Here is a 12,643-nt window from a genome sequence, read left to right as displayed (position 1 = left end):
ATGCCCGCAATCACCGTCGACGACGTTCTCGTCCTGCCGCGGTTGCCGCGGCTCGACCCGGCCGCCACCACGTTCCGCCCGGTCCGCCGTCTCACGACGGCCCCGCAAGGTTATGAGGGCGAGGGCTTTCCGGTACGCCGCGCCTTTGCCGGAGTGCCGCTCAACGAGCTGGACCCGTTCATCCACCTCGACCAGATGGGCGAGGTCGACTACGCGCCGGGCGAACCCAAGGGCACGCCGTGGCACCCGCACCGCGGCTTCGAGACCGTGACCTACATGATCGACGGGATCATGGACCACCAGGACTCCAACGGTGGCGGCGGCACGATCACCAACGGCGACACCCAGTGGATGACCGCCGGCCAGGGCATCCTGCACATCGAGGCCCCGCCGGAGCAGCTGGTCATGAGCGGCGGGCTGTTCCACGGCCTGCAGCTGTGGGTCAACCTGCCGCGGGTCGCGAAGATGATCGCCCCGAAGTACCAGGACATCCGCGGCCGCGAGGCGGCGCTGCTCACCACCGGCGACGGCGGCGCGCTGATCCGGGTCATCGCGGGCGAGATCGACGGGCACGCCGGCCCCGGCTCGACCCACACGCCGATCAACCTGGCCCACATCACCCTGCAGCCGGGTGCCCAGCTCGACCTGCCGTGGCAGCCCGACTACAACGCGCTGGTCTACGTGCTCTCCGGCCGGGGCACGGTCGGCACCGAGGGCCGCCCGATCGAGGCCGGTCAGCTCGCCGCGCACGGCAAGGGCGACGCCGTCCGGTTCACCGCGACCAGCGCGACCGACCTGTTCGTGATGGGTGGCCGGCCGATCCGCGAGCCGGTGGCCCACTACGGCCCGTTCGTCATGAACACCAAGGAAGAACTGCAGCAGGCGTTCGAGGACTTCCAGAAGGGGCGGCTCGGCGTGATCCCGGCCGGGAAGGTCCCGCACACCGACTGACTACGCTGTCGCCATGGGGATGATCGAACAGTTCGCTGACCTCGTCGTCCGGGCCGGCGCCAACGTGCAGTCCGGCCAGGGCCTCGTTCTTCGCTCCGACACGGCCCATCTGGAGATCGCCCGGGCGGTGGCCGAGGCCGCGTACGCGGCCGGCGCCTCCTGGGTCGAGCCGGTCTTCAGCGACGGCCCGCTGCGGCGGTCCGCCGTGTCGCATGCAAGTCTCGAGACGCTGAGCACCAGCCGCGGCTGGGCGCTGGCCCGCATCGAGGAGTGGCGCGAGCAGGGCTTCGCGTCGATCCTGCTGGCCGGCGATCCCGACCCGCACCTCTTCGACGGGCTCGACCCGGCCCGGGTCGCGGCCCAGCCGGTCGAGGAGGCGCAGGCCATGCGCCGGGCGATGTTCGGCGGCATGCGCTGGAGCATCGCCGCGGCGCCCAACGCCGGCTGGGCCAAACAGGTCTTCGGCGAGCCCGACCTCGACCGGCTGTGGCAGGCGGTCGGCACCGCCATGCGGCTCGACAGCGCCGACCCGGTCGCCGAGTGGCAGCAGCGCTCGGCCACCCTCGGCGCCCGCGGCCGCGTGCTCGACGCGCTCGAGCTCACCGAGATCCGTTACGTCGGCGAGGGCACCGACCTGACCGTCGGCCTGCTCCCGGGCACCCGCTGGACCGGCGGCGGCCTGGTCGACGAGGCCGGCCTGCCCTACCTTCCCAACATCCCGACCGAAGAGGTCTTCACCAGCCCCGACCGCTCCCAGGCGGACGGTGTGATCCGTCTCACCAAGCCGGTCGTGATCGCCGGTCAGCTGGTCACCGGCCTGGTCGTGACGTTCTCCGGCGGCACGATCGTCGACGTGAAGGCGACCGAGGGCGTCGACGTGGTGCGGGCCCAGCTCGAGACCGACCCGGGCTCGCGGCGGCTGGGCGAGGTGTCACTGGTCGACAAGCAGAGCCGCATCGCCAAGGCCGGCATCGTCTTCCACAACACGCTCTTCGACGAGAACGCGGGCTGCCACGTGGCCTGGGGGCAGAGCTTCCCGTTCGCGGTCGAGGGCGGCATGGCGATGAGCCCGGCCGAGCGGTTCGCGCTCGGTCTCAACGAGTCGAGCGTGCACACCGACGTGGTCATCGGCGGCGAGGGCCTGACCGTCACCGGCCGCGGCACCGGTGGCACGGTCGACATCATCAAGGACGACGAGTGGGTGCTCTAGGGGCCCCCTACGACGAGATCGCGGACTGGTACGAGCACGAGTTCCTCCCGGCCACCGACGTCGACGATCGGCTCGGCATCCGCCGATCTCTCTCGGCATTGCTGGGCCCCGGGTCCGGCGCCTGCCTCGAGGTCGGTTGCGGCACCGGGGCGTACGCCGCCCAGGTGCGCGAACTCGGCTGGACGCCGCTGGGAGTCGACGTTTCGGCGAGGATGCTGGCGTACGCCCGCAAGCGCTTGCCGACCGCCCAGGGTGACGCGACCGCTCTGCCGGTCCGCGACGGCTCGCTGGAGGCGGCCGTCGCGGTGATGGTGCACACCGACATGCCGGACTACCCGGCGGTGGTGAAGGAGATCGCCCGGGCCCTGCGCCCGGGCGGCGTGTTCGTTCACGTCGGCGTGCATCCGGCGTTCTGCGGGGGTTTCGCCGACCGGAGTGATCCGGCGGCGGTGGTCATCCGTCCGGGCTATGTGGACGGTCGCTGGACGCGGTCGTCGTGGACGACCGCGGGGGTGCGTCACCGGGTCGGCGCGGCGCATTTTCCGCTGGCCGCGCTGCTCGCGATGTTCGTCGAAGCCGGCCTGGTGCTCACGGGGTTCGCCGAGGGCGGCGGGCCGGTCCCGGTGACGCTGTCGGTCCGGGCGGTCAGTTCATGAACAGCATGGCGGTCGCACCCAGCAGCACCATCAGCAGGACCGCGATGAGCAGGCCCTTCTCCGCGGATGCGGTGGCGGCCGGGATGTCGGTTGTGGTTGCGGCGGCGGTCGGGGTGAGCGGCTCGCTGCTCATAGCGGGATCCCTCCGGGGGTTCGGCGGCCGGTCGCTGGGTCAGCGTGCGTCCGGACGTCAAGGGGCTTAACGTGAGGGCGTCGTCGACCTCGGGAGCGTTGCGCGTGCCACTGCCGGACTGGTTTCTCAGCGCGGAGGAGCGCGGCAACCCGGACTCCTCCATACCCACCTGGTCGACCGCGAACACGGTTGAAGCCCTTATTCACGGAAAAGGGTATTTCGCCCGATTGGCCCAGGCGGTAGAAACGCTGAGTGACGGTGATCACCTCTTCTTCACCGACTGGCGCGGCGACCCCGACGAGCTGACCAGCGACGATGGCCCGACCGTGGCCCGGCTCTTCGCCGACGCGGCGCGCCGGGGCGTAATCGTGAAGGGGCTGCTCTGGCGCTCCCACTGGGACAAGCTCGCCTACAGCGAGGAAGAAAACCGCAGCCTCGGCGACGAGATCCGGGCGGCCGGCGGTGAGATCCTCCTCGATCAGCGGGTACGCCGCGGCGGTTCCCACCACCAGAAGCTGGTCGTGCTCCGCCACCCGGGTTCTCCCGAGAAGGACGTCGCGTTCGCGGGCGGGATCGACCTCTGCCACAGCCGGCGCGACGACGAAAACCATCTGGGCGACCGGCAGGCGCTCGCGATGGCTTCGGCGTACGGCAAGACGCCGCCCTGGCACGACGTCCAGCTGGCCCTGCGCGGCCCGGTCGTCGGCGCGCTCGATCTGACCTTCCGCGAACGCTGGAACGACCGCACGCCGCTCGACCAGCACGGCCCGATCTCGACCGCGATGGACAAGCTCAAGCACGCCGACCTGCACGCTTCCGAGCTGCCCCGGCAGCCGCCGGACCCGCCGCCGGCCGGCACCCTGAACGTGCAGACGCTGCGCACCTACCCCTCCATGCGGCCGCCTTACAGCTTCGCCAAGGAGGGCGAGCAGTCGATCGCCCGCGGTTACACCAAGGCGATCAAGCGGGCCCGCCGGCTGATCTATCTGGAAGACCAGTACCTGTGGTCGGCCGAGGTCGCCGACCTGTTCGCCCGGGCCCTGCGCGCCAACCCCGAGCTGCACCTGATCGCGGTGGTCCCCCGGCACCCGGACGTGGACGGGAAGTTCGCCCTGCCGCCCAACGAGGTCGGCCGGGAGATCGCGGTGTCGGTGTGCACCTCGGCCGCCCCGGACCGGGTGCACATCTTCGACCTGGAGAACACCGAGGGCACCCCGATCTACGTGCACGCCAAGGTGTGCGTGATCGACGACGTGTGGTGCAGCGTGGGCAGCGACAACTTCAACCGCCGCTCGTGGACCCACGACAGCGAACTGTCCAACGCGATCCTCGACGAGACCCGCGACGAGCGCGCGCCTCAGGACCCGGCCGGGCTGGGCGACGGGGCGCGGCAGTTCGCCCGCGAGCTGCGGCTGACGCTGATGGCCGAACACGTCGGTGCGGACGCGGACCTCATCGATCCGCTTGACGCCGTACGCGCGATGACCGCCGCCGCCGGACGACTCCGGGCCTGGCACGACGGTGGCCGAACGGGTGAACGTCCGCCCGGTCACCTGATGCCGCACCGCACCGAGCACATGCCGTGGCGCCGGCGCCTGTGGGCGGTGCCGGCCTACCGCGTGGTCTACGACCCGGACGGCCGTTCCTGGCGCGACCGCATCCGCGGCCGTTGGTGAGTCTCCGCCGGCCGGACGCGGGACCGGTAGGTGTCGAAGGCCGGCTTGCGGGCGTAGTCGCCGGTGCAGAGCCCGAAGGTGCCGAGCGGCGAGTCGGCGTCGGAGTCGGCGTCGGAGAGGGCGAAGAGCTCGAACTGCGCCGCGCCCGCGGCCTCGGACGCGTCGATCAGCGCGGTCAGTGAACAGACCTGGCCGTCGGGGGTGCGGTGGGCGCCGCTCGGGCTGCCTGCCTCGGCGATATGGATCGGGACGTCCGGCGAGAAGTGTGCTTCGGTGAGGCGCCGGCGGAGGTGATCCACCGCGTGCAGGGTGGCGCCGTGGACGTCGTCGTGGGGTGAGAAGCCGTCGGGGTAGAGGCCGAGCCCCACGTAGTCCGTGTGTATCGGGGACGCGCCGAGTTCCTTCCAGAATGGATCGTCGCCGCCGAGCCACTCCGCGGGTTCGGCGAGCGAGAAGCCGACCTGTACGCCGTCGCGCACCCGGGTGCGCGCGTAGGGCAGACCATGGGTGAGGGCGGCGATCACTCCGGGCGAGCTGCCGTCGATGCGCGGGATGGGAAAGTTTGCCTCGAGGGTGACCTGCAGATATTTGACCAGGTGGCCGTACCGGTCGAGGGCCCGGTCGATGAAGGCGAGCCAGCCGTCGAGGTCGGCGACCGGCGGCAGGTAGCTCAGCACGAGGTCGAGTTCGCGTCCGCCGGTGACGTACCAGTCGTCGGGCATGGTCAGGTGGTCGAGGTCGCCGGCGGCGTCGATCTCCTGTTCCAGCTCGGTATTGCCACCACACCAGTGGACGTATTCGCGGATCACGAAGGGGCGGCCGCCGGACAGGTCGTCGACCAGCGGGCCGATCCGTCGGGGGTCGGCGGGGCCGGCGCAGGTGGCACCGGCACGGCTGCCGACGTAGATGCCCAATCTCATACGAGTACCTCCAGGTCGCCGCCGGCGAGACGGTCGGCGGTCTCGGTCAGCCAGGTGATCTCGGTGGCGAGCACGCGCAGCCAGTAGTGGACCTCGATCATCTGGATCTCGGGCAGGCCGGGTGGGATCACCGGTGTTTCGCGGTGCAGCCGCTCGGCCCGTGCGCGGAGCACGGCGATCGCCTCGGCCGCGGGCAGGATCCCGAGATATGCCACGGCGGTCAGGAAATCGGCCGAGGCGGGCGCGGTGTTGTCCAGTGCCTCGCGGACGCGCGCGCGGAACAGCGCGATCCCGGCCGGGGTGGGCTGGTAGGCGGTTCGTGCGGGTCGGTTGGCGACGCTCTCCGGTGTACCGGCACGGAGCAGACCGCCGTCGGTCAGCGATTTGAGGAGGGTGACCACGCTGCTGCGCCGGATTTTGAGGTGCGCGTAGCGGGCTTCGAGGCGGGCGGTGACCTCGTAGGCGTGGGCGGGTTGCTCGACGAGCAGACCGAGGATCGGGAGCACGAGGCTGTTGCGGGTGGCGTCGAGTGGCACGCCCGCATCATATAGTCGTATACGTCTACTGGCTACCCACGGAAAGGCGGTTCCCACGAGCTCGGCACCCAGATCGGGGCGGCGGGGTCGCCGGTCAGGGTGAAACCGACCCGCCAGGCGCTCATGCCGGGCCGGCCGGCCGCGATCCAGCGGTCGAGGACGGCCGCGGCCTCGGCACCGAGCAGCGTCGGGCCGGCGGTGCGCACCGAGCCGTCGGGCATGATCACCGCGGCGCCGGTGCGGTCGGCGTCGATCAGGGCCAGGCAACTCTGCTGGATGCCCGGCACCGCCGCGTGACTGGTGCGCCGGTCCCAGACGCCGCAGGCATACCAGAGGTCGCGGTAGGGAATCGCGTCCAGCGGCGGATCGAACCGGGCCGGGGCAACCTCGGTGAGTTCGGCCAGCTCGCGGGCGCCCGCCGGGGACGGGAACGAGCCGGGATGCCCCGCCGCGAGCGGCCCGGCCGCGGTCATGAAACCGGCGTCGCAGACCAGCGTCGCGGACAGCGGCCCGGCCGGGTCGGCGAGGGTTTCCGGGCGGCGGGCGGCCAGCACCGGATGCATGCCGGCGTGGTCGACCGGGGCGATGACCACGCCGTCCGGTTCGAGCTGGTCGAGCCAGCGCGGCGAGAGGCCGGCCACCCCGACCGTCACGATCACCCGGTCGAACCGGCCGCCGGGGTGCCCCGCGTAGCCGTCGCCCCGCTCGACCGTCACACCCTCGACGCCGGCCCGGGCGAGCGCCGCGCGGGCCCGCTCGGCGACGTCCTCCTGTACGTCGACACTGGTCACGGTCGCGCCGATCGAGGCGAGCACGGCCGCGTTGTATCCGGTGCCGGCCCCGATCTCGAGCACCCGCATGCCGGGCCGCACATCGAGGGCCTCGATCATCAGGGCCATCAGCGACGGCTGGCTCGACGAGCTGACCGGCATCTTGCCGCGGACCTTGGTGACCAGCGCATCGTCCTGATAGACCAGGGCCAGGAAGTCGTCGTCGCCCGGCCGCGCCCAGCCGCCGTCGTTGCGCCGGAAACCGTCCGGCACGAACACCTCGCGCGGCACCGCGGCGAACGCCGCCGCCAGCTCGGGCGTCAGCGTCACCGCGCCGCGGCGGATCTGCTCGAGGAACTCATTCATCACGCTATATTTGCGCTGCCTTCACGGCCGCCGCCAGTCGCTCCGGCACGTCGGCAGCGTGATAGGGGTGCTCGGCCGGTTCGATCGCGGCCAGGAACCGGGCATAGGTCTCGGCCGCCCAGAGCGCGGCGATCGGCCGCATCAGCTCGGCCGCTCGCCTCGGCTCGCTGCCGGGCACGCTGAGTTCCCAGCGGTACGCCCATGGGCCGAGCACCGCCTCCGTATCGCCCTCCTCATCGCCCTCCTCATCGACGAGGTGCCCGATGAGACGCAGAATGTCGAGCGCCGGGTGGCCGCGGTAGCAGTCACCCCAGTCCATGATGGTCAGCCGCCCGCCCGGCCCGATGCGCACGTTGCCCGGGTGCAGATCGCCATGGACCAGCGTGTCGGGCAAGCCGCACGCGGCGACCTCGGCCAGTCGCCGGGGCAGGTCGTCGAGCAGCTTGCCCAGCCCCGGGATCTGCTCCTCGAACGCCCGCGCGAACCCCACGTCGATGCCCCGCCGGTCGGGGATGCCCGCGATCGGCCGCCCGGCGAAATGCTCCTGCACCGGGTGGAACGCCGCGCCGATCCGCGCGCAGACGTCGGCCCCGGCGCCGTAGCCGTCCTCCCCCGGCCGGTGCGCCAGCAGCATGCGCCCGTCCGCCCCGGCCGCGAGCAGCGGCGGGACGAGCCCCGGAACCACCGCGTCGACCGCCCGGATCGCGTCGGGCTCGTGCTCGAAGAACGCCGGCACCTGCTTGATCCAGCCGACCGGCTCGTCGTTGCGGTCGTCGAGCCGCCAGATCGCCGACAGGTTCCACGTGCGCTGCTGATGAGCGGTCGCATAGTCGACGTGGCCGGCGGCCCACGAGAGGGTGGCGGCCGGGCCGCCCACTTCGGCATAGGCCGCGCGGTGCGGATGAGGCGCCAGGTCGGCCGGTGCCGGCGCCACCACCCCGTCGGGGATCCGGCCGGATGTCTGCGCCAGGTAGGTGACATGGCCGCCGGGTGGGTGCGGGCGGTCGCCGTGGAGCAGGCGCAGCACCTGCACGCCGGCCCGCGCGGCGATCTCGCCGACCTCCTGCCACCAGGGTGTCGCCACCTCGAAGGGCGGCAACTGCCCCAGCACCTCACCGGACGCGTCGACCAGAACGAGAGTCACCATGCGCACGGGCGGGACCGTAGCCTAAGCCAGCGGCGTACCGCGCGTGGTTTTCACGTGCGCCGGGATCTCGCCCTCGTGCCGGTCGCCGGTGGTGGCGGTGCCGCTCGGCTCGAACATCAGGATCGATCCGCCCGGCGACGACGGCTTGTGCTCGACACCCTTCGGCACCACGAAGACGTCGCCCGGGCCGAGGGAGACCGTGCGGTCGCGCAGTTCGATGTCGAACCGGCCGTCGAGCACCAGGAAGAACTCGTCGGTGTCGGCGTGGGTGTGCCAGACGTGCTCCCCCGCGGTGTGCGCGATCCGCACGTCGTAGTCGTTCATCCGCGCCACGATGCGCGGGTCGTAGACGTCGTCGAACGAGGCCAGCGCCTCGTGCAGGTTCACCGGTCGCTCCATGACCGCCATCGTGCGCCTGGCCCCGCCGACCTGTCTTGCACGTTTCTGACCGGCGCGACGGCCGTTCCGGCGGTTCCTGTGGTCCGGGCGGACAGGTCGTCGGCCCGGGACGCCGATGCTTTCCGGCGCCACTGATGCCAGCATGAGCTGGGAAAACACCTCTGCATCACGAGGGCGGGGCGGGCCGATGATCGGGGAATCGAAGCTCGGTGGTCCGGAATATCCGGAGCCGCCCACGGCGACGGCGGCGGAGCGCGAGCACGCCGACCGCGTCGCGGCACATCAGGCGGAGACGGGGTGGAGTCCGGAGTTCGAGGTCAGGCTGGCCTCGATGACCTCCCGCATCGGCAAACTTCAACGGCAGCCGCCGATCGGGCCGGTGCAGGCGACGCTGGCGGTGCTGGCCGTGGTCGCCGACCTGGGGTTCGCGATCTTCGCCATCATGTCCGCGATCGGCGGCGACGGCGACCTGGCCGACGAGGCCGTGCTGATCCTGCTGGCGATGTTCGTGCCGACGGTCTGGGCGGCGTGGACCCTGGCCGGGCTGGTCCAGCACCGCCGCGTACACGTCTATCGAGCCGAGCGCGAACGCCTGCGTCTGGCCCGCAGCTGTGGCGATCCGGACTGCGAGCGCTGCGCCTGACCGGCTAACGGATCACCTCGTACATCAGATGAGTGACCGACTTCCCCTCGGTGACCGTCGGGTCGCCGAGCCGGATCGGCGTCCTGGCGAGGTGGTCGAAGAAGCGGATGCCCCGGCCCAACAGGACCGGGACGAGCGACACCGAGATCGCGTCGAGCACGCCCGCGTCGAGGAACTGCTGGGTGATCGTCGGGGTGGCGACCGCGATGTCCCGGTCGCCGGCCTCGGCCCGCGCGGCCTCGAGCGCGGCCATCGGGTCGGTGTGGAACGTGGTGCGCGAGTCGGCGCGCGGCCAGCCGTCGGGCACCGAGTGGCTGACCACGAAGACCGGGCAGCCGGCCGGGTGCGTGCCGCCCCAGCCGCCGGTGAGGTCGAAGATGCGCCGGCCGCAGATCAGCGCGCCGACCCCGCCCGAGAGGAACGGTTCCAGGTGCCGGGCGCTGGCCTCGGTGACCCGGAAGGTGAACTGCGGGACCGCGGTCGGCATCTCGACGTCGCCGTTGCCGTACCAGCCGAACAACTCCTCGACACCGTCGTTCTCGTCGGCGATGAACCCGTCCAGGGACATCGACATGTCTGCGATAACTCGCTGCTTCGTCGTCATGCCCGTTGGTCGGAGCGGGTCAGCGCGGCTCGACATGGCGGCGGAAGTTTTCGGCGAGAACTTCGCGGTCGGGGCGGCCGAGCAGGCGCAGCCGGGCCATGCCGCCGTCCGGGTAGATGTCGAGGCGTACGTGGCGGGCCGGCCGGTCGGCCGCCAGCGGGAAGCGGTGCCGGGTGTCGGGGTGCAGGGGCGTACGCGGGAGCAGCTCGAACCAGTCGCGCCGGTCGGCCGAGCCGAGCAGCCGGGCCGCGCCGGGGGCGTTGCCCTTGAAGTGGCTGGTGTCGAGGTCGGCGAAGGTGAGCACGGTCGGGGCGGCCAGCCGCACGATCACCCAGTCGTTCCCGTCGTCGCGGCGGCGGGAGGTCTCCCAGCCGTCGCCCATGTGCTGAGCCAGGCCGGGCATCAGCATGCTCTCGGGGTGGCCGTAGAACATGTTGCTGCAGTCCTCGACCCGGCCGCCGTGCTCGAGCGCGGCCACGTCGAACTCGCCCGGCAGCAGCGCCGGGTCGGGAACGACCTCGCCGTGCACCCGCAGGCGGGCCACCCCACCGTCGGGGTGGATCGTGAGGCGTACGTGGGTGAAGCGGCGCTCGTCGGACACCTCGAACAGGTTCCGGGTGTCCCCGTCGAGGGGGCTCTTCGGCACCAGGGGTGTCCAGAGGTCCCCGGCGGCCGCGTCCAGCGAGGCGAACGGCGGGAAGTTGCCGGTGAAGAAGGCGGTGTCGACGACCACCCCACGGATCACCCCGGGCGCACCGAGCCGGATGACCACCGAGTCGGATCCGGGCGACCGGCGCCGCCGCGTCTCCCACCCGTCGTACACCTGGCCCTTGTGGTCGAAGGTGCGCGGCGTGAAGGTCGGCGCCGACGGCAGCACCAGATGATCGGCCGCCGCGAAGAATTCGTCGTCGGCGTGCACGGCCCCGCCACCGAACAGCCGGGATGCCAGGTCGGGCAGCACCGTGAAGTCGGTCATCAGGCGTCCTTCCGCAGCAGGAAACGGCCGCGCGGCACGGCACCGGTCACCGGCCGGCCGCGCAGCCAGGTCGTCCGGACCACGCCGGTCAGCGTCCGGCCCGCGTACGGCGTCACGGGGTTCTTGTGGTGGAGCTTCTCCGGGTCGACCACGAACGTCGCCTCCGGATCGAACGCCACCAGATCGGCGTCCGCGCCGACCGTGATCCGGCCCTTGTCGTAGAGCCCGACCAGGTCGGCCGGCCGCCGCGCCATCCAGTCGGCCACCTCGGCCAGCGTGTGCCCGCGCTCCCGGGCCGCCGTCCACATCACCGGCAGACCCAGCTGGACCGACGCGATGCCTCCCCAGGCGGCCGCGAAGTCGGGCTTCTTCAGTTCCGCGGTGCACGGCGAATGGTCGCTCACCACGCACGTGATCAGGCCCTCGGCGAGGGCCGCCCACAACCGGTCGGCGTTGGCGGCGTCGCGGATCGGCGGGCAGCACTTGAATTCGGTCGCTCCGGAAGGGATGACGGCCGAGTCCAGGGTCAGGTAATGCGGGCAGGTCTCGGCGGTCACGCGTACGCCCGTGAGCCGTGCCGCGGCAATCAGCGCAAGCGAATCGGCGGCCGAGAGATGCAGGATGTGGACCCGGGCACCTGTCTCGCGGGCCGCTTCGATCGCCGTGGCGATCGCCGACGTCTCGGCGTCGGGCGGACGCGAGGCGAGGAAGTCGGCGTAGGCCGTCGACGGGGCGTGGGCGTGCAGGTGATCGGGGTCCTCGGCGTGCACCACGAACTGGGCGTCGACGGCTCGCATCGCCTCGGCCAGCTGTTGCGCGGTGACCGGCGGGAACTCGGGCACTCCGGAGTCGGCGAGGAACGCTTTGAAGCCGAAGACGCCGGCTTCTTCCAGGTCGGGCAGTTCGTCGCAGTTACCGGGGACAGCGCCACCCCAGAAGCCCACGTCGACATGGATCTGCCCGCAGGCCGCCCGCTGCTTGGTCCGGAGCGCGGCAAGATCCACGGTCGGCGGCCGGGAGTTGAGCGGCATATCGATGATCGCCGTTACGCCACCGGCCGCGGCCGCCCGGGTCGCCGACGCGAAACCCTCCCACTCGGTGCGCCCCGGCTCGTTGACGTGCACGTGGGTGTCGACCAGGCCGGGCAGCAGCGCGAGGTTCCCCAGGTCGACGTCTTCCCCGGCGTCGACCTCGGCGTCATAGGGTGCGACCGCGACGATCTTTTCCCCGGCGACGACGACGGCGGCCGGGGATTCCCCGGCCGCCGTGATCGCCCTTCGCGAGCGCACGACGAGGTCGTCCATGCGCTCGACACTAGTTACTAGCAGGCCCCGTTGTCGGTCCAGACGTCCCACTGGCCGCTGTGCGTGGCCGGCGACTCGTTCTGCGTCCACCACTTCGCGGTGTACTTGTGACCGTTCTGGCTCGCCGTCTGACCGCCGGTGTAGACCGCCGTCGCGCTCCACGCCGCCGGGCAGTTGCCGCCGGTGCCACCGGTCGGCGGGGTCGTGGTCGGGCCGCCGGTCGGGATTGTGGTGGGAGGCGTGGCACCCGCGAACCGCGCCGAGTACTTCGTGAACTCCCACGCCGTCTGCGGGACGCTGCTGCAGGTGCCCGAGGTGGTGCTCTGGTTGGGGTCCGGGCACTGCCGGTCGC

The 12,643-nt window shown here is 71.7% G+C and carries 14 protein-coding genes and 1 pseudogene; 5 read left to right on the top strand and 10 right to left on the bottom strand.

What is annotated here, in order from left to right; genetic code table 11:
* Genes ACIA5C_RS24325 through ACIA5C_RS24315 form a run of 3 tightly spaced genes read left to right on the top strand, consistent with a single transcriptional unit; the run spans position 1 to position 2,817 of the window.
* Positions 1-951 (top strand): pirin family protein, encoded by a 951-nt coding sequence (locus ACIA5C_RS24325; protein WP_396058294.1) that lies wholly within the window; start codon positions 1-3, stop codon positions 949-951.
* Between the two features lie 13 nt (positions 952-964).
* A complete protein-coding gene (locus ACIA5C_RS24320; RefSeq protein ID WP_396058292.1) occupies positions 965-2,161 on the top strand; it encodes an aminopeptidase in 1,197 nt (398 codons plus the stop codon).
* A complete protein-coding gene (locus tag ACIA5C_RS24315) occupies positions 2,149-2,817 on the top strand; it encodes a class I SAM-dependent methyltransferase (RefSeq protein ID WP_396058290.1) in 669 nt (222 codons plus the stop codon). The genes ACIA5C_RS24320 and ACIA5C_RS24315 overlap by 13 nt, the downstream gene beginning before the upstream one ends.
* Here the strand turns inward: ACIA5C_RS24315 and ACIA5C_RS24310 are convergent.
* Positions 2,807-2,950 carry a hypothetical protein gene (locus tag ACIA5C_RS24310; protein ID WP_396058288.1) on the bottom strand — a complete coding sequence of 48 codons (144 nt, stop codon included), beginning with the start codon at positions 2,948-2,950 and terminating at the stop codon, positions 2,807-2,809. The two genes, ACIA5C_RS24315 and ACIA5C_RS24310, sit on opposite strands and share 11 nt — an antisense overlap.
* A gap of 104 nt (positions 2,951-3,054) precedes the next feature.
* Between ACIA5C_RS24310 and ACIA5C_RS24305 the strand changes: the two genes are divergently transcribed.
* Positions 3,055-4,626 (top strand): phospholipase D family protein, encoded by a 1,572-nt coding sequence (locus ACIA5C_RS24305; protein WP_396058778.1) that lies wholly within the window; start codon positions 3,055-3,057, stop codon positions 4,624-4,626.
* On the opposite strand, the gene ACIA5C_RS24300 is transcribed toward ACIA5C_RS24305, so the two are convergent.
* From ACIA5C_RS24300 to ACIA5C_RS24280, 5 genes are read right to left on the bottom strand one after another with little or no spacing between them, the layout of a single operon-like run.
* Entirely contained in the window at positions 4,575-5,546 is a 972-nt protein-coding gene (locus tag ACIA5C_RS24300; RefSeq protein ID WP_396058286.1) for a hypothetical protein, read from the bottom strand. The genes ACIA5C_RS24305 and ACIA5C_RS24300 overlap by 52 nt on opposite strands.
* The gene (locus tag ACIA5C_RS24295; protein ID WP_396058284.1) at positions 5,543-6,082 is read right to left on the bottom strand and encodes a PadR family transcriptional regulator; all 540 of its coding nucleotides are present in this window, start codon (positions 6,080-6,082) and stop codon (positions 5,543-5,545) included. The genes ACIA5C_RS24300 and ACIA5C_RS24295 overlap by 4 nt, the downstream gene beginning before the upstream one ends.
* Before the next feature lie 32 nt (positions 6,083-6,114).
* On the bottom strand, positions 6,115-7,218 hold the full coding sequence (locus tag ACIA5C_RS24290; RefSeq protein ID WP_396058282.1) for a protein-L-isoaspartate O-methyltransferase: 1,104 nt from the start codon (positions 7,216-7,218) through the stop codon (positions 6,115-6,117).
* A gap of 4 nt (positions 7,219-7,222) precedes the next feature.
* A complete protein-coding gene (locus ACIA5C_RS24285; RefSeq protein WP_396058776.1) occupies positions 7,223-8,365 on the bottom strand; it encodes a phosphotransferase in 1,143 nt (380 codons plus the stop codon).
* Positions 8,366-8,386: 21 nt separating this feature from the next.
* A complete protein-coding gene (locus tag ACIA5C_RS24280) occupies positions 8,387-8,764 on the bottom strand; it encodes a cupin domain-containing protein (protein WP_396058280.1) in 378 nt (125 codons plus the stop codon).
* Between the two features lie 187 nt (positions 8,765-8,951).
* Between ACIA5C_RS24280 and ACIA5C_RS24275 the strand changes: the two genes are divergently transcribed.
* Positions 8,952-9,407 (top strand): hypothetical protein, encoded by a 456-nt coding sequence (locus ACIA5C_RS24275; RefSeq protein ID WP_396058278.1) that lies wholly within the window; start codon positions 8,952-8,954, stop codon positions 9,405-9,407.
* Between the two features lie 4 nt (positions 9,408-9,411).
* Here ACIA5C_RS24275 and ACIA5C_RS24270 read toward each other — a convergent pair whose 3' ends face one another.
* The 4 genes and pseudogenes from ACIA5C_RS24270 to ACIA5C_RS24255 form a co-directional block, all read right to left on the bottom strand.
* Positions 9,412-9,981 (bottom strand): dihydrofolate reductase family protein, encoded by a 570-nt coding sequence (locus ACIA5C_RS24270; RefSeq protein WP_396058276.1) that lies wholly within the window; start codon positions 9,979-9,981, stop codon positions 9,412-9,414.
* Positions 9,982-10,030: 49 nt separating this feature from the next.
* Complete coding sequence (alc, locus tag ACIA5C_RS24265) at positions 10,031-10,987, bottom strand: allantoicase (RefSeq protein WP_396058275.1); 957 nt, start codon at positions 10,985-10,987, stop codon at positions 10,031-10,033.
* Positions 10,987-12,291, bottom strand: a complete 1,305-nt coding sequence (gene allB, locus ACIA5C_RS24260) for an allantoinase AllB (protein ID WP_396058273.1) — start codon at positions 12,289-12,291, stop codon at positions 10,987-10,989. Before allB ends, alc begins: the two co-directional genes overlap by 1 nt.
* Positions 12,292-12,311: 20 nt before the next feature.
* Positions 12,312-12,464 (bottom strand): annotated as a pseudogene (locus ACIA5C_RS24255) (carbohydrate-binding protein); the annotation flags it as partial.
* Positions 12,465-12,643 lie beyond the last annotated feature (179 nt).

This window comes from Actinoplanes sp. NPDC051343, from assembly GCF_044455125.1.
GTDB lineage: Bacteria > Actinomycetota > Actinomycetes > Mycobacteriales > Micromonosporaceae > Actinoplanes.
This window is presented reverse-complemented; position numbering and strand designations above follow the sequence as displayed.

Coding starts and splice junctions, on each gene's coding strand:
- ACIA5C_RS24310 (WP_396058288.1), bottom strand. CDS start 2,950: ATGAGCAGCGAGCCGCTCACCCCGACCGCCGCCGCAACCACAACCGAC.
- ACIA5C_RS24290 (WP_396058282.1), bottom strand. CDS start 7,218: ATGAATGAGTTCCTCGAGCAGATCCGCCGCGGCGCGGTGACGCTGACG.
- ACIA5C_RS24275 (WP_396058278.1), top strand. CDS start 8,952: ATGATCGGGGAATCGAAGCTCGGTGGTCCGGAATATCCGGAGCCGCCC.
- ACIA5C_RS24280 (WP_396058280.1), bottom strand. CDS start 8,764: ATGGAGCGACCGGTGAACCTGCACGAGGCGCTGGCCTCGTTCGACGAC.
- allB (WP_396058273.1), bottom strand. CDS start 12,291: ATGGACGACCTCGTCGTGCGCTCGCGAAGGGCGATCACGGCGGCCGGG.
- ACIA5C_RS24270 (WP_396058276.1), bottom strand. CDS start 9,981: ATGTCGATGTCCCTGGACGGGTTCATCGCCGACGAGAACGACGGTGTC.
- ACIA5C_RS24285 (WP_396058776.1), bottom strand. CDS start 8,365: ATGGTGACTCTCGTTCTGGTCGACGCGTCCGGTGAGGTGCTGGGGCAG.
- ACIA5C_RS24300 (WP_396058286.1), bottom strand. CDS start 5,546: ATGAGATTGGGCATCTACGTCGGCAGCCGTGCCGGTGCCACCTGCGCC.
- alc (WP_396058275.1), bottom strand. CDS start 10,987: ATGACCGACTTCACGGTGCTGCCCGACCTGGCATCCCGGCTGTTCGGT.
- ACIA5C_RS24320 (WP_396058292.1), top strand. CDS start 965: ATGGGGATGATCGAACAGTTCGCTGACCTCGTCGTCCGGGCCGGCGCC.
- ACIA5C_RS24325 (WP_396058294.1), top strand. CDS start 1: ATGCCCGCAATCACCGTCGACGACGTTCTCGTCCTGCCGCGGTTGCCG.